Annotated in this window: 22 protein-coding genes; 18 read left to right on the top strand and 4 right to left on the bottom strand. The window is 43.6% G+C overall.

Annotation, left to right across the window (positions count from 1 at the left end; all coding sequences use genetic code 11):
• Nucleotides 1-233: 233 nt before the first annotated feature.
• The 12 genes from ABLA76_RS01140 to rnd all read left to right on the top strand — a co-directional run bounded on the left by ABLA76_RS01140 (nucleotide 234) and on the right by rnd (nucleotide 11,758).
• Nucleotides 234-947 (top strand): AfsA-related hotdog domain-containing protein, encoded by a 714-nt coding sequence (locus ABLA76_RS01140; RefSeq protein WP_348986543.1) that lies wholly within the window; start codon nucleotides 234-236, stop codon nucleotides 945-947.
• Nucleotides 948-972: 25 nt separating this feature from the next.
• On the top strand, nucleotides 973-2,229 hold the full coding sequence (locus tag ABLA76_RS01135) for an MFS transporter (RefSeq protein ID WP_348986542.1): 1,257 nt from the start codon (nucleotides 973-975) through the stop codon (nucleotides 2,227-2,229).
• A complete protein-coding gene (locus ABLA76_RS01130; protein WP_348986541.1) occupies nucleotides 2,226-3,722 on the top strand; it encodes an FAD-dependent monooxygenase in 1,497 nt (498 codons plus the stop codon). Before ABLA76_RS01135 ends, ABLA76_RS01130 begins: the two co-directional genes overlap by 4 nt.
• Nucleotides 3,719-4,021 carry a hypothetical protein gene (locus ABLA76_RS01125; RefSeq protein WP_348986540.1) on the top strand — a complete coding sequence of 101 codons (303 nt, stop codon included), beginning with the start codon at nucleotides 3,719-3,721 and terminating at the stop codon, nucleotides 4,019-4,021. The genes ABLA76_RS01130 and ABLA76_RS01125 overlap by 4 nt, the downstream gene beginning before the upstream one ends.
• Complete coding sequence (locus ABLA76_RS01120) at nucleotides 4,014-4,712, top strand: SDR family oxidoreductase (RefSeq protein ID WP_348986539.1); 699 nt, start codon at nucleotides 4,014-4,016, stop codon at nucleotides 4,710-4,712. Before ABLA76_RS01125 ends, ABLA76_RS01120 begins: the two co-directional genes overlap by 8 nt.
• A complete protein-coding gene (locus ABLA76_RS01115) occupies nucleotides 4,712-6,064 on the top strand; it encodes a fatty acid--CoA ligase family protein (RefSeq protein ID WP_348986538.1) in 1,353 nt (450 codons plus the stop codon). Before ABLA76_RS01120 ends, ABLA76_RS01115 begins: the two co-directional genes overlap by 1 nt.
• Before the next feature lie 9 nt (nucleotides 6,065-6,073).
• Nucleotides 6,074-6,316: a phosphopantetheine-binding protein gene (locus ABLA76_RS01110; RefSeq protein ID WP_348986537.1), complete on the top strand. Its 243-nt coding sequence runs from the start codon at nucleotides 6,074-6,076 to the stop codon at nucleotides 6,314-6,316.
• Nucleotides 6,313-7,341 carry a ketoacyl-ACP synthase III gene (locus ABLA76_RS01105; RefSeq protein WP_348986536.1) on the top strand — a complete coding sequence of 343 codons (1,029 nt, stop codon included), beginning with the start codon at nucleotides 6,313-6,315 and terminating at the stop codon, nucleotides 7,339-7,341. Before ABLA76_RS01110 ends, ABLA76_RS01105 begins: the two co-directional genes overlap by 4 nt.
• Complete coding sequence (locus tag ABLA76_RS01100; protein WP_348986535.1) at nucleotides 7,320-8,003, top strand: HAD-IB family hydrolase; 684 nt, start codon at nucleotides 7,320-7,322, stop codon at nucleotides 8,001-8,003. The genes ABLA76_RS01105 and ABLA76_RS01100 overlap by 22 nt, the downstream gene beginning before the upstream one ends.
• Nucleotides 7,990-8,325 carry a phage integrase N-terminal domain-containing protein gene (locus ABLA76_RS01095; protein ID WP_348986534.1) on the top strand — a complete coding sequence of 112 codons (336 nt, stop codon included), beginning with the start codon at nucleotides 7,990-7,992 and terminating at the stop codon, nucleotides 8,323-8,325. Before ABLA76_RS01100 ends, ABLA76_RS01095 begins: the two co-directional genes overlap by 14 nt.
• A 517-nt stretch (nucleotides 8,326-8,842) precedes the next feature.
• Nucleotides 8,843-10,534: a long-chain-fatty-acid--CoA ligase FadD gene (gene fadD, locus ABLA76_RS01090; protein WP_348986533.1), complete on the top strand. Its 1,692-nt coding sequence runs from the start codon at nucleotides 8,843-8,845 to the stop codon at nucleotides 10,532-10,534.
• A gap of 93 nt (nucleotides 10,535-10,627) precedes the next feature.
• Entirely contained in the window at nucleotides 10,628-11,758 is a 1,131-nt protein-coding gene (rnd, locus tag ABLA76_RS01085; protein WP_348986532.1) for a ribonuclease D, read from the top strand.
• A gap of 280 nt (nucleotides 11,759-12,038) precedes the next feature.
• Here the strand turns inward: rnd and minE are convergent, their stop codons facing one another.
• Genes minE through minC form a run of 3 tightly spaced genes read right to left on the bottom strand, consistent with a single transcriptional unit; the run spans nucleotide 12,039 to nucleotide 13,831 of the window.
• Nucleotides 12,039-12,308, bottom strand: a complete 270-nt coding sequence (gene minE, locus ABLA76_RS01080) for a cell division topological specificity factor MinE (RefSeq protein WP_047770052.1) — start codon at nucleotides 12,306-12,308, stop codon at nucleotides 12,039-12,041.
• Nucleotides 12,309-12,311: 3 nt separating this feature from the next.
• Nucleotides 12,312-13,124: a septum site-determining protein MinD gene (gene minD, locus ABLA76_RS01075; protein WP_047770055.1), complete on the bottom strand. Its 813-nt coding sequence runs from the start codon at nucleotides 13,122-13,124 to the stop codon at nucleotides 12,312-12,314.
• Nucleotides 13,125-13,147: 23 nt separating this feature from the next.
• A complete protein-coding gene (gene minC, locus ABLA76_RS01070; RefSeq protein WP_285810819.1) occupies nucleotides 13,148-13,831 on the bottom strand; it encodes a septum site-determining protein MinC in 684 nt (227 codons plus the stop codon).
• Nucleotides 13,832-13,987: 156 nt separating this feature from the next.
• Between minC and ABLA76_RS01065 the strand changes: the two genes are divergently transcribed.
• From ABLA76_RS01065 to ghoS, 5 genes are all read left to right on the top strand, one after another.
• Complete coding sequence (locus ABLA76_RS01065; protein ID WP_285810818.1) at nucleotides 13,988-14,269, top strand: YcgL domain-containing protein; 282 nt, start codon at nucleotides 13,988-13,990, stop codon at nucleotides 14,267-14,269.
• Between the two features lie 49 nt (nucleotides 14,270-14,318).
• The gene (locus ABLA76_RS01060; protein WP_348986531.1) at nucleotides 14,319-15,419 is read left to right on the top strand and encodes a lytic murein transglycosylase; all 1,101 of its coding nucleotides are present in this window, start codon (nucleotides 14,319-14,321) and stop codon (nucleotides 15,417-15,419) included.
• A gap of 45 nt (nucleotides 15,420-15,464) precedes the next feature.
• A complete protein-coding gene (locus ABLA76_RS01055; RefSeq protein WP_285810816.1) occupies nucleotides 15,465-16,121 on the top strand; it encodes a fumarylacetoacetate hydrolase family protein in 657 nt (218 codons plus the stop codon).
• 8 nt (nucleotides 16,122-16,129) lie between these two features.
• Nucleotides 16,130-16,576, top strand: coding sequence for a YcgN family cysteine cluster protein (locus tag ABLA76_RS01050; RefSeq protein ID WP_348986530.1), 447 nt, complete (start codon nucleotides 16,130-16,132; stop codon nucleotides 16,574-16,576).
• Between the two features lie 162 nt (nucleotides 16,577-16,738).
• Nucleotides 16,739-17,050 (top strand): type V toxin-antitoxin system endoribonuclease antitoxin GhoS, encoded by a 312-nt coding sequence (gene ghoS / locus ABLA76_RS01045; protein WP_047770067.1) that lies wholly within the window; start codon nucleotides 16,739-16,741, stop codon nucleotides 17,048-17,050.
• 446 nt (nucleotides 17,051-17,496) lie between these two features.
• On the opposite strand, the gene ABLA76_RS01040 is transcribed toward ghoS, so the two are convergent.
• A complete protein-coding gene (locus ABLA76_RS01040) occupies nucleotides 17,497-18,492 on the bottom strand; it encodes a 2-hydroxyacid dehydrogenase (RefSeq protein WP_047770069.1) in 996 nt (331 codons plus the stop codon).
• 246 nt (nucleotides 18,493-18,738) lie between these two features.
• On the opposite strand from ABLA76_RS01040, the gene ABLA76_RS01035 reads away from it, so the two are divergent.
• Nucleotides 18,739-21,363 carry a YdbH family protein gene (locus ABLA76_RS01035; RefSeq protein WP_348986529.1) on the top strand — a complete coding sequence of 875 codons (2,625 nt, stop codon included), beginning with the start codon at nucleotides 18,739-18,741 and terminating at the stop codon, nucleotides 21,361-21,363.
• Nucleotides 21,364-21,395 lie beyond the last annotated feature (32 nt).

The raw sequence follows: 21,395 nt of genomic DNA, 5'->3' as shown, positions 1-21,395 counted from the left end.
TCAACTAATGGAATCGCGATAAATAAAAATCCACTAACTTACATTTACAATTGATGTTTAATTTTAATATAGCGTGGGATAATGCTCTCTGTGGGTATATGAGGTAGATTTAATATTTTATATGACGTCACGAAAGATCTTAAATGGATATCCTCCATCAAAACCTGTCCGGGCACATATTACAATTATTGTGTTAATCAAGCTTAACTTATGATGAAAGTAAGGAAAGAATAATGGCTTATATAGTCGTTGTGGGGGAACGTTTCACTGAATTCAGTGAAAATGACAATGTATTTACATTTGCTCAGGCATTGAAATTTCTTTCTGCTGCTAAATATAAAGATGATTATCAGGTTATCTTTGGTCAGGGACTCTCTAAAGAAAATATTGATGAATTTAAAAATTCATTATGTCATGGTGATAATGATATAACGCTGCTGCTTAATCAGACTCATCTGCTGAGGGAAACAACCCGGAATACACATAAACATAAAGCGGAAAATGTTCTTATTTCCGAAACCATTAAGACAGGGTTGATCTCATATCAATGTCATTTGTTGATTGATGACGGCTGTGCGGAAATGGCCGACCACGTAACCGGGCAGCATATTCAGGGCATGGTTTTACTTGAGGCATGTCGGCAGATGGTTAATTCCGTCTCCGAGCGGTTTCTTATCAAAACAGGTAGTAAGAAATCTTTTGTGCTGCATGCGATGAATTCTGAATTTAAAGAATATCTCTTTCCGGTTGCATCAAGCATGGAAATGACTATCAGGCATTTTCGCCGGGGATTAAGAGGGGATTTTACCGCTGAATGTATTATCACAGTAATGCAGAACAGCACCGAGTGTCTGTGCGTTACCGTTAAATTTAGCGCAATTGATAAAGGATATCTCAGTTTGATTGAGCAACAGATGGCAGCAAAATCGCTCAGTCATCTGCATTGAATTGGTAAATTTGAGGAGTACAAAAATGAGAGAAAAACCGGGACTTATTTGGTATCTGGTGTTGGTTGCGCTACTTGATTTTATCGGTTTGGGAATGGTGGTAGCAATATTCCCACACATGATGATTTCCCACGCGGCTTCACTATTCCCGGACGGCTGGGATCATCAAAAAAAGGTGATTATGTTGGGGGTTTTCCTTGCAATCTATCCTCTTGGCCAATTTTTTGGTGCCTCCATACTGGGCAAAATGTCGGACATTTATGGCCGCAGAAAAATGATGCTAATCACGGTGGCGGGCACCGCAATAGCTTTTGCCGTCAGTGCCTATGCAGTTATTGACGCATCGGCAGGGCTACTGTTGCTTAGCCGTTTGCTGGCCGGGATGATGGCGGGTAACGTGGCGATTGCACAGGCAAGCATGGCTGATATCAGTGAACCGGGCAATAAAACTAAAAATCTCACCATGATCCAAACTGCGCTGGGACTGGCCTGGGTAATAGGACCACCGACCGGGGGCTGGCTAACCAATTTCTCTTTGGGTCCATTCAGCGGATATATGATGCCGTTTGTTATTATGGCTACCATCTTTACTCTGTTATTTATTTACACGCTGGTTGCGTATCCCGATACTCTGGAAAAGCATACTCAGGAAAAAATAAATGTCTTTTCTGGTCTGATACAAATTGTGAAAGCCTACAGCCATACTGAGCTGAGAACAGCATTTTCTATCTGGACGATTTTTGTTGCGGGTTGGTGGCTGTTTGAATCTTTCCTGCCCGCTTATTTGCTGGATATTTACCGTTTCAGTTCGTTTCAGATTGGTACGTTCCTCGCGTCAATGGGTGCAACCTACGCATTATTCCAGTATCTCGTAGTAAGACAGGTTGCCAAATTTGCTAAACCTGAAAATATGGTGCGATATTCACTTGTGATGTCATCACTTGCCGTCATAACAATTCCAATAGTTAGCAATGTTATTTATCTGCATATATTAATTACCCTTTTCGTTACCTCTATGGGATTTGCATTGCCCGGCCTGATAAGCAGTATTTCAAATCTTGCGCCGGAGAATGAGCAGGGCGAAATTATGGGTTCTATCAGTTCCATTCAGGCGCTGGCCACGCTGATGGTCATGTTGGCGGGCGGCTTCCTTGATACCACTAATATCCGGGGCACAGTAGTGGGTGGCGGATTATTGCTGCTAATTAGTTGGCTACTTTTTGTGGTGCGCCTGAGAGTCATTAATCACAAAGCGATTCGCGAGTATGAGGAACCCCAATGAAAAGCCATTATCAGGTATTAATTGTGGGTGCCGGCCCAGTCGGACTGCTGCTGGCGTGCAGGCTGAAGAAAAATGGAATTGATGTGGTAGTGGTTGAAAAAAGATCTTCCCGCTCAACGCACTCAAAAGCACTATCGATGAACGCTGCCTCACTGGCTTTATTACATTCTCTTGGCGTGGTGGAGCGTTTCAAGCAGTCAGGAAAAGAGATAAGTGATATTTCAATTTACTGGGATCAGCAGCGAATTTCACACGTCGACTATCGCCAGTTGAACAGTTGCTATCAGCACATTCTTGCCATTCCACAGCCGGAAACTGAGCGGTTACTGGAAGAGTACTTTGTTGAGCTGGGTGGAGAAATCAGGCGTTCTGCTACGTTAAACGCGATTGATATTGGCTCCAATGGCATTAATGCCAGTCTTGCCGATGGAGGGATATTAACCTGTGACTATCTGGTGGGTTGTGATGGTAGCCACAGCATAGTACGCGATTTTGCTGGTATCACTTTTAGCGGTTTCGATTACGGCATTGATTTTTACCTGTTTGATGCTCAGGTTAGCTGGCAGGGCAAACGTGATGAAGTGCATTATTTTGTCGACGATCAGGGCTTTATTATTGTTATCCCACTGGTGGATGGCAACCATCGTTTTGTACTTCGATGTCCCAGGGAAGATGATTCACTGCCATCGCAGGCTGAGTATCAGTCAGTGTTATCACGTTACATTCCTCAACCCGTTGTCATTGAGCGTGTTGTCTGGGAGTCGAAATCTCAGTTTTACAATCGACTGGCCAGTCAGTACCGGGTGGGCAATATCTTTCTTGCCGGAGACGCCTGCCACCTCTTCAGTCCCATCGGAGGGCTGGGGATGAATACTGGTTTCCAGGATGCCTGGAATCTTGCGTGGAAGTTGACGGCGGTAATCCGCCAGCGGCAACCTGATGATTTACTTGATACTTACAGTGAAGAGCGGCGCAACATGGCGGCGGTGCTGCGTGACAGCACCGATATCAATACCCGTTTTATTGCACGTATCGACCGTGATAACGAAAAAACTCACTACTGGTTGCCTCGTTTCAGCAACAGGCTGCGTGCGAGAACACTGCATCCACAATTGTTCTCAGGGTTGGCACAACGCTACATCGAGCCATCGCTGATTTATGAAGGGAAGCGTCTGACGGGAAAATATTTGCCATACCTAACCCTTATCCAGCAAGAAAACCGCGTTAACAGCTATGACATCGTGGATGGCGAAAATTATCATCTTATTGTGTATGGCGAAAATAATAAGCAGCGACTGAATACCACTCTAATTAATTATTATTTACCAATATATTTTGTCGAAGTTAACGGCTTTGATAAAAAAATCGAATTTCAATCTGGAGAATATCTTCTGGTGCGCCCTGATGGTTTTGTCGCTATTCACGAAAATTGGGAAACTTTGGAAGCTGTTGTTCACTATTTTGAGAAAAATAAAATAAGGAATTCGTTATGAAAGATAAAATACGTCATATCGTTATTCAGTCTATTACAGAACTCAATACGACTTTGCCCGAACCATTACCGATAGAAAATGGTGATGAGTGCTTTATTTATCGGCATGACTCTCACCTTGATTCAATGTCTCTGGTCATGCTGATTGCTGATTTAGAAAGTAAGCTGGAAGATGATTTGGATGTCTCATTAACGCTGGCAAATGAAAAGTCCATGTCGACTAAAAATAGCCCATTTTCATCGGTAGGTCGACTGACTGATTATATTGCTGATTTAATTGGAGAGCATCATCATGCGTAAGCCCGTTACCTTAATTACCGGAACCCGCAAAGGCATTGGCAAGTATCTGGCAGGACACTATGTAGCTCAGGGGCATATTGTCGTGGGATGTAGTCGTTCTGATATAGATTGGCAATTGGCCGACTATCATCATTTTTTGGTCGATGTGATAGACGAACAGGCGGTAAAAACATTATTTAAATATATCCGACAGAAGTTTGGCATTTTGGATAATTTAATCAATAACGCCGGCATTGCCTCAATGAATCATCTGATGCTGACTCCGTTATCTACCGTACACAACATCTTTAATACTAATGTGGCGGGCACCTTTCTGTTTTGTCGAGAAGCCGCGAAAATAATGGTAAAAAATAAATACGGACGCATTGTTAATTTTACTACGGTGGCGGCACCACTAAAGCTTGAAGGTGAAGCGATTTATGCCGCCTCTAAATCGGCGATCTATTCCCTTACTGAGGTACTGGCGCGCGAGCTGGCAGAGTTTAATATCACCGTGAACGCTGTAGGTCCTACGCCGATTGATACCGACCTCATCCGCTCTGTGCCTCAGGGTAAAATGGATCGTCTGATTGCCCGCCAAGCCATCATCCGTAAAGGCGTATTACGGGATGTATCGAATGTCACTGATTTTTTCCTACAGAAAGAAAGCGACTTTATTACAGGTCAGAATCTCTACCTGGGAGGCGTCTAATGGACAGCATTCTGTTATTTGAGCACCTTCACAACAATGGCGGTCGAATTGCTTGCTGGTATCGACAAAAGTCATACAGCTATAAATGGTTATTGTCGCGATGTGATGAGCTGGTCTGTACCTTCAATACGGCCGGGGTGGGTTCAGGCACAATTGTTTCCCTTATCGCAGATTACCAGCCTGACTCCCTGGCTTCACTGCTCGCATTGATCAGACTGAAAGCGATTGTTCAGCCAATGACGCGCCTCAGCGAAGAGGGAATCGTCAGAAACAGTGAAATCTGCAACAGTGAATTTCAGTTGTGGGTTGGCGAAGACGGATTCAAAGATATTCAGCCCACGAAGATGAAGAGTAAACATGCGTTAATTGATAACTTGCGCCATTCCGGGCAGGCAGGCTTGATTATCATGTCTTCCGGAACCTCGGGGCAAAGCAAAGCCATTGTGCATAACCTTGAACAGCTGATTAGCGCGGTGAAGCCCTCTTTGCAACCGAAGATAGTGCTTTCTTTTTTGCTGTTTGACCACATTGGCGGCATCAATACCATGTTGAGTGCGTTCGCTAGTGGTAACTGCCTGGTTATGCCTGAATTACGAACGCCAGAGTGCATTAGTGAAGCCATCTCGCGTTATCAGGTTGATGTACTGATTACCTCACCGTCTTTTCTTAACCTGATGATCTTAAAAAATTGTTTTGAAAATCGTTCACTACAAGCACTAAAACAAATTAACTATGGCAGCGAAGTGATGCCAGATTCAATACTGAATTATCTGACGGAAAAATTACCGACAACCAGAATGACTCAGGCCTATGGACTTTCTGAAGCTGGTGTAATTAAAACTTGCAGCGATGATAACCAGTCAACTTTCATTCGTATCGTTGACGATGGCATCCAACTCAGAGTGAGAGAGAACAAGCTGGAAATCTTATCAAAAACGTCAATGTTAGGTTATATGAATGCACCATCACCCTTTACCGCTGATGGGTGGTTAATAACCGGTGATGTGGTGGAAATGCGCGATGATAGCAGCTTTCGCATCGTTGGCAGAGATACAGAGATGATTAACGTCGGTGGTGAAAAAGTTTACCCTGCTGAAGTGGAGAACATTATTCTTCAACTCCCCAGCGTCGAAGATGTGGTGGTGAATGCGGAGAAAAACGCCATATTGGGGAACATCGTTGTTGCAAGAATAAAAGCCAGTGTCAATATCGATTTTATTCAATTGCGCCGCGAAGTCATTTTATGGTGCAAGAAACATCTTCCCTTATTTAAAGTTCCGCAGAAAATCACCTTTGTTAATGAGGTTGATTATGGCCTGCGATTTAAAAAAAAACGTCAACCAACAATCTGAGGTAAAAAAATGAATAAGACACTGCTACTTGCTGATCTATCTGAACTACTGGAAGTGGAGATCACCTTACTCAACGATGACTATATCCTCAACTCGGAGGGACGATGGGATTCTCTGGCTATAGTTTCGGTAATCGGTGCGATCAATCAGCACTATGCGGTACAGGTTAACGGAGAAGCTCTCGGCCGCTGCCAGAGAGTAGGTGAATTATTTAACCTAGTATTTAATCAAAATATTATGGTTGTGGAATGAACGTCACACTTCGTGGTTTAAAAATAGAGGCGGTTGCCGCTTCTGTTCCGTTAACAAAGCTGACATTGGAGCAACTGGCGCTGCAATTTGGTGAAGCGAAGGTGGCGAGGATTGCGCTCAGCACCGGCATCAACCAGCTGGGCATTGCACAGCCCCAGATACGGGCTTCAGACCTGTGCGTGCATGCAACACGCAAAATTTTTAGTGAACAGACTCATCTCAACGAGATCGACGGTGTAATTTTTGTTTCGCAAACGCCAGACTATCTGATGCCCGCTACTTCCTGCGTACTACAACAGAGACTAGGACTGTGCCAGGATGTGGTTGCCTTTGACATTAACTATGGCTGCTCCGGTTATATTTATGGCCTGTACCAGGCCGCGCTGTTGATAAGTTCGCGCAGCTGCCGCAGGGTTCTGCTCTGTGCGGGTGACACGATGACCCGACATATCGCTGACGACGACCATAAGCTTCGTATGGTGCTGGGAGATGCCGGCAGTGCGACCATCATCGCTGCCGGTGATGATGACTGGGCCTTTGATATTCATACCGATGGTAGTGGCTATGACAAGCTCATCGTCCCACAGGGAGAGGATTTACGCCACGGTTATCTGCAGATGGACGGGGCGGCCGTGATGGAGTTTGCGCTTAAAGTGGTACACAACACCGTGAATAAGACGCTCGAAATGAAGGGATGGGATAAACAGCAGGTGGATCATTTCCTTCTGCACCAGCCCAACCGCTTTATGTTGCAGTACCTCACTAAAAAACTGCGGGTTGCCGCTGAAAAGGTGCCGATTGCGGTGGAAAATTACGGTAACACCGGCCCGGCATCCATCCCTCTGACTCTCTGTCAGCATTTCAGTCACAGCGGACAGCAGCCCGGAACGGCTATTATGTCGGGGTTCGGCGTTGGCTTGTCTTGGGGGACGGTAGGTCTCAGCCTGAAAGATGTCCGTGTATTTCCTCCCTTAACCTGCACCAGCTTGAAGAAGAGGTTGTCATGTCGTACTGTGCATTTTTAGACGTGGATGAAACGCTAATTAATTGTAAAACTTTGCTGGCTACGTTCAGGCATCATTTGAACGCAGTACACGGGGCCTCGGTGGGAGACGCGCGTTTTGCTTGCATAATGGACTCTTTGTCTGATGTGCAGGCTGCAGGTCTCAGTGATCGGGCAAGGTTAAATCAGCTTTACTATCGGCATTTTGCTGGCATTGATGTGGCCAATTTGGCCGCTACCTGTGAATCCTGGTTTAATTCTACCGGGATAAAACGGCTGAAAACCCGGGTATGTGACGAAATTGCCTGCCATCAGCAACGTAATGCACAGATTGTGTTGGTGTCAGGCTCATATCACGCATGTCTGGCCCCCCTGTCGCGCTATCTCAAAGCCAATGCCGTCCTTTGTACCGAATTGGTTAGTGCTCGGGGAGTGTATACGGGGGAATTGCAAGGCTACCCGACCATCGGTGTAGGAAAAGCCCGGCGCATCGCAGATTATATCTCGCAGAAACGGCTCTCTCTGCGTGATTCCGTTGCTTACGGCGATCATCAGAGTGATGTGCCTATGCTGGAAATGGCGGATAAAAAAGTGATCGTCGATAACCACGATCTTTATTCCACCCTCCGCGTTCGCTGGCCTGAACTGGAATGGCTCGATAGCCAGCAGGATGAAGTGGTGTGATGTAAAACAGAGCGGGGTTCTGTTCACTTCACAAACCTGCCATGACTGTATTCGGATCGCAGGGCGTTTGGGCGTGTTGTTATTGAGCCTGAATATTCAGGTGAAAAGTCTCAGCCATTTGAAAACCAGGCATGTGGAACATTACGTTGATACCCGTTTATCTCAGGGTATTACCAAGCGAACGGTGCAAAATGAAATGTCCGCACTGCGTAATATCTTTCGCATGGCAGTCAGGGAGAAACTGGAAACTTCTCCGCGCCTGAGCAATCAGGCATTAAGATTAAGCGGAACCAGCCGTGCCGGAACGAAAACGTTGGTATGAATCTCAGCGAATGATTTTTCCCCCTGCTGTAGGAACTGATCTATGGAGCTATTATGGCAACCCTTATGATCCGTTTTGGCGCGGTTATTCATCATTACAGCCTGTATCAGTTGAAACAATTTTAACTGAATAAACCTCTTGTCAACCAAGGGGGATCTGGTGTGACATGAACTCCTGATAATCATCCTTTAACTGGTATGCCTTACTTATAACTGTTTGGAATAATAGTAAGACTCCAAGCCAAAAATTATTAAATCAGTGTATAATTAGTTAATTATAAATCCAAGTGCTAATAATTTAACTAATTTATTGATAAATAATAAAAAATACTCAGGCGGCAAAAGCTGCCTTATTTTTTTGCAGTCATTGATAGTATTAAATTAGTGATGTGTATCGCCAACCTGAACATTGTTGCTTTGCAAACTGGTACGCTGAGTTAATAATTTGTTAAATATACAAGTCAGGTTTGTTTTATGGTCAGTGGTTACATCGCAATTAGATTTCAGGAGTATTCAACTTGGAAAAAGTTTGGCTAAAACATTATCCGGCAGATGTTCCGGCAGAAATCGATCCCGATCGTTATTCGTCGTTGATTGAAATGTTTGAAAATGCTGTAGCGCGTTATGCCGATCAAGTCGCATTTATCAATATGGGCGAGGTAATGACTTTCCGTAAATTGGAAGAGCGTAGTCGTGCCTTTGCTGCCTACTTACAGGATGGCCTGGGGTTGAAACAAGGGGATCGCGTGGCATTGATGATGCCCAATTTGCTGCAATACCCTGTGGCACTATTTGGTATCCTGCGTGCAGGTATGGTTGTTGTCAATGTGAACCCGCTCTATACCCCGCGTGAATTGGAACACCAGCTTAATGACAGTGGCACATCTGCCATTGTTATCGTTTCTAACTTTGCTCATACCCTAGAAAAGATTGTCTTTAATACGCAAGTCAAGAACGTTATTTTGACGCGTATGGGTGACCAACTTTCACGTCCCAAAGGGACTCTTGTTGATTTCGTCGTTAAATACATTAAGAGGCTCGTGCCTAAATATCACTTACCGGATGCTATTTCGTTCCGTAGTGCGATTCATAAAGGCTATCGCATGCAGTATGTCAAACCAGATATGAAAAACGAAGATCTGGCTTTTCTGCAATATACAGGGGGCACCACAGGGGTTGCGAAAGGTGCAATGCTGACTCATCGTAATATGCTGGCAAACCTTGAACAGGCCAGAGCCTGTTATTCTCCGTTATTGAGGCCTGGGCAAGAGCTAGTGGTAACTGCACTGCCGTTGTACCATATCTTTGCTTTAACGATAAATTGCCTGTTCTTTATTGAATTGGGGGGGCAAAATTTGTTGATTACCAACCCTCGTGATGTAAACGGCACGGTCAAGGAACTGTCGCGTTATCATTTTACTGCATTATCGGGAGTTAACACGTTATTCAATGCCTGGCTGAATAATCAGGAATTCCAGAAGCTAAATTTTTCCTCATTACGTTTATCTGTTGGTGGCGGCATGGCCGTACAACGAGTGGTGGCTGAAAAATGGCAAAACTTAACAGGTTGTCATCTGTTGGAAGGTTATGGATTGACAGAATGTGCACCTCTGGTTTCAGCTAACCCGCATAACTTGACCTACTACAGTGGCAGTATTGGCTTTCCCGTTGCTTCAACAGAAATCAAGCTGGTAGGGAATGATGATAATGAAGTTTCGCCGGGCGAAGCAGGTGAAATGTGGGTGCGGGGACCACAGGTAATGAAAGGTTACTGGGATCGCCCTGATGCGACTGATGAGGTGTTGAAAGATGGCTGGTTGGCAACTGGGGATATTGCCAGCGTAGATGAAAAAGGCTTTTTACACATTGTTGACCGGAAAAAAGACATGATCCTGGTTTCTGGATTTAATGTCTATCCAAATGAAGTAGAAGATGTTGTTTCTTCCCATCCTAAAGTGTTAGAGTCGGCAGCAGTGGGCGTTCCGAGTGAAAACTCAGGAGAAATTGTCAAAATATTTGTGGTACGCAAAGATCCCAGTTTGACTGAGGATGAACTTAAAACGCATTGCCGTCGTTACCTGACGGGATATAAGGTGCCGAAGCTCATTGAATTTCGTGATGAATTACCAAAATCTAATGTCGGTAAAATTCTTCGCAGAGAACTTCGCAATGAAGAATTGGCAAAAGTGGATAATGCTGCTACAAATTGAGCCTATTTATTGCCATATCCCATTGCACATCAACAGCGCCGGTTTTACCGGCGTTGTTGTGCATGTCTTATGAATGGTTAAGAGAATGATGTTTTGAATTATCAGTTGATTACTACCGATGCCCAATTGCAGTCAACTTGTGAGCAGGCAAAAAAACACGCAAGAATTGCACTGGATACTGAATTTGTACGTACACGGACGTATTATCCTCAATTAGGTCTGATACAACTGTTTGATGGTGAACAGCTTTCTCTGATTGATCCCCTCGAAATTTCGAAATGGCAGCCCTTTAAGGAGCTATTGACAGATCCGAACGTATTAAAATTTATCCATGCCGGCAGTGAAGATTTAGAGGTTTTTAGTAATAGTTTCCAGTGCTTGCCAGAACCCATGATTGATACTCAGGTACTGGCTGCATTTATTGGTCACCCCATGTCATGTGGCTTTGCGACATTAGTTGCTGAGTATTTGCATATTGAATTGGATAAGAGCGAATCCCGCACTGATTGGTTGGCTCGACCGTTGAGCGAAAAACAATGTCAATATGCGGCGGCGGATGTCTACTATTTATTACCGTTGGCCGATATTTTGATGGAAAAAACAGGGCAGGCGGGATATTTGGATGCGGCAAAAGATGAAAGCAATCTGATAGCCGAACGCCGTAAAGAAGTATTGACGCCGGAATGTGCTTATAAGGATATGAGTAACGCCTGGCAATTGCGCCCAAGGCAATTGGCCTGTTTGAAAAAATTGGCTGCATGGCGTTTAAATCAGGCTCGTGAACGTGACTTGGCGGTCAATTTCGTGATCCGCGAAGAAAATTTATGGCAGGTTGCCCGTTATATGCCAACTTCTTTGGCAGAATTGGACGCTCTGGGATTGAGTGGGCAAGAAATTCGTTGTCATGGTCGTCGGTTGCTGGCGATGGTTGCGGAGAGCAGGGATATTCCCGCAGAAGCGTGTCCGGCTCAAATTGTGAATTTGGTTGATTATCCTGGTTATCGTAAGGCGTTTAAAGAAATTAAATCTTTGGTCGCTCAGGTGGGGGAATCCCATTATTTCAGTGCCGAACTGCTGGCTTCTCGCCGTCAAATTAATCAATTACTTTGTTGGCATTGGAAATTGAAAGCGCCGGAATATCAACCTGAGTTAATCAGGGGTTGGCGAGGCAAGTTACTGGCTGAACCTATCGCTGAAATATTGGCAAATTATTCGCAGGAATAGCGTTAATTCAATCACAATTATAGTCTTATTTATGAGATGTAGTACATAAGATGTCAATTTGATCCCTGCCTGATATATAGGCAGGGAAAATTATCTTTACTTCCTGATCTATACCAATCCAACTTCAAGATGCGTGTGATATTTCCCCGTGCAGCGGGGAAATATAAGGCTTCGCGTCGTCTTGCGGATTGCAGCTTGAGGTTTATCAAGTATATTATTTAAATAACAAACTGTTTTACAAAAATCACCGACTTAAATTAAATAGCGTCGTTTGATATGGCTATTTTGGCGATTCCTCAACCTCAGGTAATGTTACATTCAGTTCTAGTACAGAGATATCATCATTTTTTTGCTCAAACTGCACAGAAAGCATATCTGGATCGATTTGTACATACTTACAAATTACAGCCAGAATATCCCGTTTCATGTCGGGCAAATAGGCAGGCTCAGAGTCACCACGGCGCCGCTCTGCCACGATGATTTGTAGCCGCTCCTTGGCGATATTGGCTGTCGGTTTTTTTCTCGACAGGAAGAAATCTAACAAAGCCATGCGTTACCCCCCAAACAGGCGTTTTAAAAAGCCCTTTTTTTCTTCTTCGATGAAGCGGAAAGGCCGCTCTTCACCAAGTAAACGTAAAACAGTATCTTCGTATGCTTTACCCGCGTCAGAGTCTTTGTCCAAAATGACCGGTTCCCCTTGGTTGGATGAACGGAGAACAGATTGATCTTCCGGGATAACACCAAGCAAAGGAATACACAAAATTTCCAGTACATCTTCCATACTCAGCATATCGCCACGGTTCACACGTCCCGGATTATAGCGTGTTAGCAGGAGGTGCTCTTTGATAGATTCGTCACCTTTTTCTGCCCGGCGTGATTTGGATGCCAGGATACCTAAAATACGATCAGAGTCACGAACAGAAGATACTTCTGGGTTTGTCGTAATAATTGCTTCATCGGCAAAGTAGAGCGCCATCAATGCGCCGCTTTCAATACCAGCAGGTGAATCACAGATAATGAAATCAAATCCCTGTTGATCCAATTCATTCAGAATTTTCTCAACGCCATCTCGGGTGAGGGCTTCTTTATCGCGGGTCTGGGACGCGGGCAGAATATAGAGATTATCTGTGCGCTTATCTTTGATAATTGCCTGATTCAAGCTGGCGTCACCTTGAATGACGTTCACAAAGTCAAAAACCACACGGCGTTCACAGCCCATAATGAGGTCGAGGTTCCGTAAACCGATATCAAAATCAATAACGACGGTTTTTTTTCCTCTTTGGGCGAGGCCGGTAGCAATGGCCGCGCTTGAAGTGGTTTTGCCAACGCCACCTTTACCAGATGTAACAACAATAATGCGTGCCATGAAGCGATTCCTTGTTATAAGGGCTAGACTAAAGTTTCAATAGTTAATTCATTGTTTACCAGACGTAATTTTGCTGCCTTGCCAACAAAATTTTCAGGGATTTTCTCGCTGAGCCAATATTGACCTGCAATAGAGGTGAGTTCAGCGTTTAAATGGGTGCAGAAAATCTGGCTTTCTTGATCACCAGATGCGCCAGCCAATACTCGTCCACGCAGCACACCATATATATGAATATTTCCATCAGCGATTAATTCTGCACCAGCGCTCACATTATTTGTCACAATAAGATCACTGTTTGGTGCATAAATTCTTTGTCCTGAACGAACAGGTGTATTAATTATACGAGTTTTTTTGAAAATAGGTTCAGCCGGTTTATTTTCTTGAGTAAGAAATTTCTGACTTTTACCTTCTTTCAATAAAGGAAGTTCAGATTTTAGAACGAATTCTCGTTGTTCTTCATTTTGACAACCGCTGATGCCGACGATGCGCAATCCAACTGACTCGATGGCTCGGTGGAGTGTGGGGAGATCTGCATCAACAGGGAGAGCAGATATATTGATAACAACGGGCGCATTTTTCAGGAACTCGGGCGCTTGCTCCATTTTTTCCTGCATAGCTTTATGAATGACTTCCGGTTGGTCATCATATAAATGAACGACCGAAAGCGTAAAATTACTGCCTTTTAGCTCAATTGGCGATTGTGACATCGATATTCTGACTCAGCAAGGTTAAGTTTCCCAAGGTAGTTTATACAAACATTTTCCTAAGCCTCTGGGAGACGATATTCTTAGATATAATAAGCATGTTATAGTTAGTGAATTATTCAAGCAAGTCACAGCGTTAATTTAAAAGAGTTTATAACAATGATTTGTGTAATCTACAGAAGCCCAAAACGTGACCAAACATATCTATATATTGAAAGAAAGGGGAATTTTTCACGCGTTCCTGAAGATCTGTTAAACGCATTTGGTGAACCTCAATATTCAATGATGATTTCATTATCTGAAAGGAAAAAACTGGCTAATGCTGATATTGAAAAAGTAAAACTCGCGTTGAGTGAGCAGGGTTTTTACCTGCAAGTACCACCGCCAGTGGGAAGTTTGCTCAATGAGCACCTGGCACCCAATAAGCCGCCTAAGCAATAAAAATCGCTGGTCACTGCCTGATCCTGAATTATTGATGAGGAGCCGATTTATGAAATTAATCACTGGGCTGACTTTATTGACAGCAACTTTGCTGACAGGGTGCAGTACATTAAGTGGTAAACAAATAAGTGCCAAACAATTGTACTATCCATCCGTGTTGGCTTCACGATCTCAAGCCGAAGTCAGGGCATTGGAGCAGGATTTTCCATTGAATGCCCGTGAGCCATCACAATTTCCTGCTTATGTGGCCTTGCTAAAACAGCAAGCCAGAGAGCAGGGGATCAGTGAAAAAACATTGGATCGGGCATTTGCCAATATCCATTTTATTCCGCGCGTCATTAAAGCCGATCGTAACCAGCCAGAAAAAAAAGTGACTTTGAATGATTACCTGAACCGCATCTTGCCAGCGCGTAAGATTGAACAGGGTGTCAAGGAGTATGAAGATAATCATCTCCAGCTAAAAAGGATCAGCGACAAATACGGTGTACCCAAAGCCTATATTGTTGCATTGTGGGGATTAGAAAGCGGTTTTGGCAAATTTCAGGGAAAAGAAGATGTCATTTCGGCGTTATCCACGCTGGCTTTTGAGGGACGTCGAGAAGTATTTTTTATCAAACAGTTACTGGCAGCGTTAGAAATAATTGAAAATCAATATATTGATAAAGATCAGGCGCTGAAAGGTTCCTGGGCGGGTGCAATGGGCCAAAATCAATTTATGCCAACTTCTTACTTAACGTATGGTGCTGATGGCGATAGTGATGGCCAAATTGATATTTGGAATAATAAAGCAGATGTTTTTGCCTCGACTGCCAATTACTTACATAAGGAAGGGTGGAGACAAGGTTTACCTTGGGGGTATGCTATTTCGTTACCTACAGGCTTTGATATCGCTTTAGAAGGCGTTAAACCTGAACAGGGAAAAACCATTGCACAGTGGCAGGTATTGGGAATTTCATCTCCTCATTTTGCTAAGTTGCCCGCAAATACCAAAGGTTGGATAGTCATCCCTGATGATTCGGCACAACGGGCATTTTGGGTGACACAAAATTTCCGCACTCTCATGCACTGGAATCGTTCTTACTATTTTGCGCTCAGTGTTGGTATGATGGCGGACGGTATCATGCAACGTACTCATTTTTTCACTCGCTGAATCGCTGAAAATCAAATCCTGAAAACAAGATAAAGGAACCATGTAATGTACCAACATCGGGATTGGCAGGGGATATTGTTGGATTTTCCTGCTAATAAGGTTGTTTGTGTCGGCAGTAATTACGACAAGCACATGAAAGAAATGGGTTCTCAATCCACTGAAGAGCCAGTGATATTCATTAAACCTGAAACCGCGTTGTGTGATCTGCGCCAACCTGTTTTCATTCCACAGGAATTAGGTGCTGTGCACCATGAAATAGAATTGGCTGTTTTGATTGGCTCGGCACTTAAGAATGCCAATGAAGAGCGAGTCAGTCAGGCGATTGCAGGCTTTGCAGTTGCACTGGATTTGACATTACGTGATTTGCAACGTGAATTTAAACAATCGGGGCAACCGTGGGAAAAAAGTAAAGCATTTGATCGATCATGCCCGATATCGGGATTTATTCCTGTCAATGCTTTTGATGATCCACAAAATGCCGAACTTTCTTTGACAGTAAATGGCCAATTGCGCCAAAACGGCAATACGAGTGACATGCGAATGCCTATCATCCCGTTGATTAGCTACATGTCGCGTTTTTTTACCTTACGTCCGGGCGATATTATCTTGACGGGAACGCCTGAAGGCGTGGGGCCATTGCAATCTGGTGATGTGTTAGATGTTTCTCTCAATGAGCACGTTTTGACAACCAGAGTGATTTAACACGAGGAATGACAGACATTATGTCTCAACCTTTCTGGCAGGTGAAAACCTTAGAACAAATGACAGATCAAGAGTGGGAAGCGCTATGTGATGGCTGCGGTCAGTGCTGCCTGCATAAGTTGATGGATGAGGATACGGATGAAATTTATTTCACCAATGTTGCTTGTAATCAACTGAATATTAAAACCTGCCAGTGCAAGAATTATGAAGATCGTTTCAGATACGAGCCTGACTGCATCAAATTGACCCGTGAGAATATGAACACCTTTGAATGGCTGCCAAAGACGTGTGCCTACCGTCTGATTGGCGAGGGGGGGAAACTCCTTCCGTGGCACCCACTGGTTAGCGGTTCAAAATCGGCAATGCATGCGGAGCGTATTTCTGTCAGGCATATCGCTGTGCGTGAAGCGGATGTGGTGGATTGGGAAGACCATATTTTAAATACACCAATGTAATTATTTTATTATTTGATATGAAAGGGATTTTATATCAAATACATATAATGTAAGTACTGGAATTGGCATTAATATCGAATTTTTCTCCCGTTTTTCTGACTTTAAGCAGTAAAGAAAAACTGATAACTTGTTTGGTTGAAAGTTAAAAACAAGGAAAGAGAAATGGCAAGTTATTTGATTCGCGTAGAGCTTTATGGCACGGGTATTGAGGGTTATGAAAAATTACATAAAAGGATGACGGCGAATCAATTCAGCCAATCTATCCGTTTTCCTAATGGGAAATGGCATCGCCTGCCTGGTGGAACTTATATTGGTAATTCGACGATGGAATCCGAGCAGTTGGCGGAAAAAATCAAATCTATGGCTACGCCATTTTCAAACAAAGATCCGTCGATATTTGTTTGCACTTACAGTAACTGGAGTGCATCGTTATACCCCGAAAAACCACATACTGAATCCGGTTCAGGTGAATAATTTGTTAAAAACCACGTATTGTGGTTTTTTTTATGCGTTAGCTCTCCTATTCTGGTCAGTTTTATTACCTGAGCATTGTCTTATTACTACAACAACCTGGCTAATTTAATACCCTTTGTAATAAATATTAGTATGGAACTTATGCTGCATACCAAATATATATTAAATGCTGTTTATATTTTTTATGTCAGACAGTCGGGACCACTACCGTGCAGCTATGGATGTTTGTTTGATAATGAGGGAAAGTAAAATGAAGAACAGATTGATGAGCTATGTAACGTTTGTAGGGGTTTGGATTACCGTAACATTGACGATTGGTATTATCTTGTCATAAGAACATAAGAGAAATTAACCATAAACCCTGCATTGTCCTGTCTCTTGATCATATTTCATAGGTCAAGAGACGTGGACAACAAATAACCTGCTTTACTCTCTCTTTTTCCAGTCTATTCAACAATATTTGGACAAACCTTTCCAGAAACTAATTGCTGAATATTTTGCAAAGTTGTTTCACTGATACTGGTTAAGGCTTCTTCGGTTAAGAATGCCTGATGGCCGGTGAACAGTACATTATGGCAAGAAGACAAGCGGCGAAAAATATCGTCCTGGATAACGTCATTTGATTTATCTTCAAAGAATAAATCTCTTTCATTTTCATAAACATCCATACCTAATGCACCAATTTTTTGTTGTTTCAGCGCGTTAATGGCAGCCACGGAATCAATGAGGGCACCTCGGCTGGTATTGATGATCATCACGCCATCTTTCATTTTGGTGAATGCCGTATCATCTAATAAATGGTGGTTTTCCGGTGTCATGGGGCAATGCAGGGAGATCACATCTGATTCAGCATATAAAGTGTCCAGGTCCACATATTCCACACCCATATTCAAGGCTTCAGGATTGGGATAGGGGTCATGTGCCAGTAAACGCATTCCAAAGCCTTTCAGAATCCGCAAAGTAGCAATACCGATCTTTCCTGTTCCGATAATGCCCGCCGTGCGTTTATACATGTTAAAACCGGTTAACCCTTCAAGGGAAAAATTGGCATCGCGGGTGCGCTGGTAGGCACGGTGGATACGTCGATTAAGACACAACATCAACCCAACAGTATGTTCAGCAACGGATTCAGGGGAATAAGCAGGCACTCTAACAACCTGAATACCTAATTCTTTCGCTGCATCCAGATCGACATTGTTAAATCCGGCACAGCGTAGTGCCAGGATTTTGATATTCATCTCTGCCAGTTCTTGCAGCACTTCCCGTCCCCCATCATCATTGACGAAAATACATATGGCATCCGCACCAACGGCATTTTTGGCAGTTTGTGGACTTAAAGGAAAATCAAGAAACTCGATATGATAATCAAAGCCAGGTTTTTGGTTGAGCATTTCAAAATGCTTACGGTCATACTGCTTTGTACTGTAAACAACCAGTTTCATAACAACATCTCCACTCAGTAACTATAGAATCATTCGAGCCATTCATTAAATTCACTTTGCTGCAAAAACGGCCTGCAATCATGATGTCTCCTGAAGGTTCTAAGCGTTATCTTTCGCTATACTCGAATAAATCGCCGGATAAGCTATTCATAGGGATAGCTTATATAATAAATCGGCTTAGAGCCTGATATGAGATTATCATAACAGGAAGTTGTTCTCAGGTTGACAAGATGAGATAAGGATTTAATGGCAAAAATACTCAAAATGTTTGCAGTGATGGGGATACTGCTGGCGTTATTGGTGTCGATGGGATGGTATACACTTCCTCGCTGGTTACCATTGCTTGCCAGTTATTGGTTGCCACAAGGAGTCACTTTTTCGTTGAGCCAACCTCGGTGGAAGAACAGTGAATTGTGGTTAGATGAATTGTCATTGCAAGCGAAAGAGTGTGAATGGATCAACGTCTCCGGGCTATCTGTGGAATATTTATCCGGGGAAAATAGTGAAAATCGCCGCTGGAACATTCATGTCGCCAATATTGACAGCCAGAACCAATGCCTGGCGCAACTCCCTGTAACAGAAGGGCAATCAGCCCCATTATCAGTGCAAGAGATATTATCTGCGATACCTTCGGTTAACCTTACTGTTGATCGGCTGGCTCTTATGCCCTGGCAGGAGTTTGCAGGCAGGTTTCAATTTAGCTCATCATCTCAGGGGCAAGTGTTCTCTTATCAGAGTGAAAAATTAAAACTCAATGCGCATATTGCAGACAAACAGGAACTCATTGTTCAGCGTTTTATTGTGAAGTTGCCTGAACAGGTGATGTCCTTGAATGGAAATATCGTATTACCCTTGAATACTGCAACGCTTCCAGAACAAGGCCAAATCATAGCGCACTTATCTCTGAGCCAATATCCCGATCCGTTGCAACTGATATTGAATTGGCAGGAACAGAGTGGGTTGCTCACCGTTATTGAAGGAAAAAATCAGCGGGCATTGGCAGAATTACCCTGGTCATTTGATGAGTCGCAGTTCCAGATTGTTAATGGAAAATGGCAATGGTTGGAGAGTAATCAAGCGTTGTCTGGACGGGTGAATATTACGCTTGAACAATGGAAAAAAGGTTTGTCAGGTATGTTCGTCAGTGGACGGGTAAATCTGGTCACCCAAAATGAGCAGGGCAAAGGTAATGTTGTTCTTTCCGTGAAACCAACGCCAGTCAATATAACCAATGCTCATATTCCGTTTCAGTTTACCGGGCAAATGAATCGTGGTCGGATGGTCATGACCATGTCATTGCCTGCCATTATTACAGGGCCATTGGTTGATTCTAAAATCACTTTTCGTCCAGGTGCCCTGTTTCGGGCATGGGGGAAGGTCAGTGAAACATTTACGGTCAAGGAAGCCAGATTACCTTTGGCGGGCACTTATTTGACTCGTGATGGCTTTACTGGCCGTCTTCAAGCCATTGTGATGGCACAAGACCGTTATTGGGGGGAATTTAAGCTACATCTGGATGGTTGGGCAAAAGATTTTATACCCGATCAGGGAAATTGGCATTGGCGTTATTGGGGGAATGGGCATTTACCGCCATTACAAGCTAACTGGGATATCGCTGGCAGAGGCAGTTGGAATCAATCAAAGATAACAGTAGAGAAATTAAATACCGGCTTTGATCTTATCCAATATGGTCTTGTGAAGATGAAAGCACCGCGCTTACAACTGACAAATTCGTTAATTTGGGAGAGGGTGGCAGATCGCCCTAATTTAACGGGAGATTTACAATTGTCTGCCCAGAAAACAGAATTTCGTTCTGGTGGTTTTTTGCCTGCCTTTGATTTTAAGGCCACGCTTACAGGAGCATCTCCAGATAACTTTATGTTGAATGGCAAACTGTACTCTAACGGTATTGGTCCCATTCCTTTTTATGGTCGTTGGGATGGAGAGCGATTGAGGGGAGAAGCCCGCTGGCCGAGGCAATCTTTATTAGCCTTTCAATCTCTAATTCCGTCAGATTTGGGTATTACCGTGCTTGGTGGAACTATTTATGCTCAGGCCGCTTTTTCGGCAGCAAAGGGGCAAGGATTGCGTGCGGGGGGACATTGGGTGGTCAAAAATGCGGGTATGTGGCTGAAAAATGGGGAAGTGAATGACCTGGATTTTGTTTTACCGTGGCGTTTACAGGGGCACACGTGGCAATTAGGGCTGGGATCTCCCGTTCAGTTGCGGATCAAAGCCATTAAGGGGCTGTTTGATATGCAAAATGTAACAGCTGATCTACTGGGTTACTACCCAGCCACGGACGAACAACCATTGACGTTGACCAATGTGAATGTGGACATGCTGGATGGGAAATTGGCCATGGACCAATTACAGATCCCACAAAAAGAAGCCGCTGTATTACGGTTTAACAAACTGAATTTGAGTAAATTGTTTGGCATATTAAAAGTCAAACAAATGGCGATGTCAGGAAAAATCAGTGGTGAATTACCCGTATTATTAAATGATAAACGCTGGATTATTCAACGAGGATGGCTAGCCAATGAGGATTATCTGACATTAAGGTTGGATAAGGATACAGTTGATTCTATAGGAAAAAATGATTTATCGGCAGGTATGGCAATGGATTGGCTGCGTTATTTAGAAATCGACCGGTCAAAAGCGTATGTTACGCTCGATAATTTGGGGATCTTAACATTGCATTCAGAAATTAGTGGTGTAAATCCTGTGGTGGATAGAAAACGTGAAGTGAGGCTTAACTATCATCATGAGGAAAATATTTTTCAATTATGGCGTAGCCTGCGTTTTGGCAGTAACTTGGAAGAATGGCTGCAGAAAAATATATCTGTAATGGGTGGGAGCGATAAATGATAACGAACATTGGATTCAGGTTGTCAACGGTC

The sequence above is a fragment of the Xenorhabdus sp. SGI240 genome (assembly GCF_040081915.1).
Classification (GTDB): domain Bacteria; phylum Pseudomonadota; class Gammaproteobacteria; order Enterobacterales; family Enterobacteriaceae; genus Xenorhabdus; species Xenorhabdus bakwenae.
The sequence above is the reverse complement of the archived record's forward strand: the minus strand, read 5'-3'. Positions and strand labels throughout refer to the sequence as shown.

Excerpts from the sequence above, each read along its gene's own strand:
- ABLA76_RS01065 (WP_285810818.1), top strand. The coding sequence starts at position 13,988 with ATGATTTGTGTAATCTACAGAAGCCCAAAACGTGACCAAACATATCTA.
- ABLA76_RS01095 (WP_348986534.1), top strand. The coding sequence starts at position 7,990 with ATGAAGTGGTGTGATGTAAAACAGAGCGGGGTTCTGTTCACTTCACAA.
- ABLA76_RS01050 (WP_348986530.1), top strand. The coding sequence starts at position 16,130 with ATGACAGACATTATGTCTCAACCTTTCTGGCAGGTGAAAACCTTAGAA.
- ABLA76_RS01035 (WP_348986529.1), top strand. The coding sequence starts at position 18,739 with ATGGCAAAAATACTCAAAATGTTTGCAGTGATGGGGATACTGCTGGCG.
- ghoS (WP_047770067.1), top strand. The coding sequence starts at position 16,739 with ATGGCAAGTTATTTGATTCGCGTAGAGCTTTATGGCACGGGTATTGAG.
- ABLA76_RS01130 (WP_348986541.1), top strand. The coding sequence starts at position 2,226 with ATGAAAAGCCATTATCAGGTATTAATTGTGGGTGCCGGCCCAGTCGGA.
- ABLA76_RS01040 (WP_047770069.1), bottom strand. The coding sequence starts at position 18,492 with ATGAAACTGGTTGTTTACAGTACAAAGCAGTATGACCGTAAGCATTTT.
- minE (WP_047770052.1), bottom strand. The coding sequence starts at position 12,308 with ATGGCTTTGTTAGATTTCTTCCTGTCGAGAAAAAAACCGACAGCCAAT.
- minD (WP_047770055.1), bottom strand. The coding sequence starts at position 13,124 with ATGGCACGCATTATTGTTGTTACATCTGGTAAAGGTGGCGTTGGCAAA.
- ABLA76_RS01055 (WP_285810816.1), top strand. The coding sequence starts at position 15,465 with ATGTACCAACATCGGGATTGGCAGGGGATATTGTTGGATTTTCCTGCT.
- ABLA76_RS01105 (WP_348986536.1), top strand. The coding sequence starts at position 6,313 with ATGAACGTCACACTTCGTGGTTTAAAAATAGAGGCGGTTGCCGCTTCT.
- ABLA76_RS01120 (WP_348986539.1), top strand. The coding sequence starts at position 4,014 with ATGCGTAAGCCCGTTACCTTAATTACCGGAACCCGCAAAGGCATTGGC.
- ABLA76_RS01100 (WP_348986535.1), top strand. The coding sequence starts at position 7,320 with ATGTCGTACTGTGCATTTTTAGACGTGGATGAAACGCTAATTAATTGT.
- ABLA76_RS01060 (WP_348986531.1), top strand. The coding sequence starts at position 14,319 with ATGAAATTAATCACTGGGCTGACTTTATTGACAGCAACTTTGCTGACA.
- minC (WP_285810819.1), bottom strand. The coding sequence starts at position 13,831 with ATGTCACAATCGCCAATTGAGCTAAAAGGCAGTAATTTTACGCTTTCG.
- ABLA76_RS01140 (WP_348986543.1), top strand. The coding sequence starts at position 234 with ATGGCTTATATAGTCGTTGTGGGGGAACGTTTCACTGAATTCAGTGAA.
- ABLA76_RS01125 (WP_348986540.1), top strand. The coding sequence starts at position 3,719 with ATGAAAGATAAAATACGTCATATCGTTATTCAGTCTATTACAGAACTC.
- ABLA76_RS01135 (WP_348986542.1), top strand. The coding sequence starts at position 973 with ATGAGAGAAAAACCGGGACTTATTTGGTATCTGGTGTTGGTTGCGCTA.
- ABLA76_RS01110 (WP_348986537.1), top strand. The coding sequence starts at position 6,074 with ATGAATAAGACACTGCTACTTGCTGATCTATCTGAACTACTGGAAGTG.
- ABLA76_RS01115 (WP_348986538.1), top strand. The coding sequence starts at position 4,712 with ATGGACAGCATTCTGTTATTTGAGCACCTTCACAACAATGGCGGTCGA.